This is a genomic window from Paractinoplanes rhizophilus (assembly GCF_042664765.1).
GTDB classification, from domain to species: domain Bacteria; phylum Actinomycetota; class Actinomycetes; order Mycobacteriales; family Micromonosporaceae; genus Actinoplanes; species Actinoplanes rhizophilus.
Map to the genome: position 1 here is coordinate 1 of NZ_JBHTBJ010000122.1, position 934 is coordinate 934.

A 934-nucleotide genomic window follows, 5' to 3' on the forward strand; every position below is an offset into this window, starting at 1 on the left:
GGTGATGTCCCAGGACCACACCTGCGACGGGCCGGTCGCGACCAGCTCCGGGCGCACCCGGGGCGGGTGTGTGGCCTGCCGGCGCCGTTCCCGGCTCTGCCCCGCCGCCCGCGTGATCCGGTACATCGTGGACATCGAGCACCAGTACCGGCCCTCGTCGAGTTCCCGCGCCCACACCTGCGGGATCGCCAGGTCCGCATACGCGGGCGCGTTCAGCACCGCCAGGACCTGCTCCCGTTCGGCAGGACCGAGCGTCCACGGGGGCGGGGTCCTCGGCAGCCACGGGCCGTGCATCGGCCCGACCGGTTTCGCCTTGCGGTAGTAAGTCGCCCGCGAGATCCCGGTCAGTGTGCACGCTTTCTGCACCGCGACCTCGGCGGCCCGTAATTGCTCGAATGTGGCGGTCAGGATTTCTTCGGCGGTATCTGATCGTCCGCGCTCTCGGACAATTCTTCCAAGAGCGCGTGTGCTTTTCCCATGATGTCCAGCGCCATTCGAGTCTTCTTCAGATCGGCCTGCAGTTTCTCGTTCTGACGGCGTAGTTTCTCCAGCTCGAGTTGTTCGCTGCTCTTCCTCTTCGGCCGCCCCGTTCCCGCCGGCGTCGAGGATTCGATATCCCGGCCCGGCTTCCCGAGTAGGCCTGCGTCACGAGCCCGTGTCCATTCGATGATGTGCGACGAATACAAGCCCTCCCGGCGCAGCAGAGCACCCTTTTCTCCGTTCGGGGCGCTCTCGTACGCGGCGACCATCGCGAGCTTGTACGCCGGGCTGAACGCTCGACGTGAAGGCTTCGGCGCCGGATCGACCCCGTCACCGGCCGCCGCCGGCTGCTTGTCAGATGAAGTGGACACGCTCACAAGGATCTCCGATCCCCGCCCTCAGGTCACCACCCCACAGTCACACGGGGTGTCTCACACGATCTTGACCGAGAGGG

At 66.5% G+C, this 934-nt stretch carries 1 protein-coding gene and 1 pseudogene; both read right to left on the reverse strand.

All coding sequences use genetic code 11. The features are described 5' to 3' along the window. Nucleotides 1-366 (reverse strand): annotated as a pseudogene (locus ACFQS1_RS40495) (IS3-like element IS1141 family transposase); the annotation flags it as partial. A gap of 38 nt (nt 367-404) precedes the next feature. Continuing rightward, a complete protein-coding gene (locus ACFQS1_RS40500; RefSeq protein WP_378978392.1) occupies nt 405-851 on the reverse strand; it encodes a hypothetical protein in 447 nt (148 codons plus the stop codon). Nucleotides 852-934: the final 83 nt, after the last annotated feature.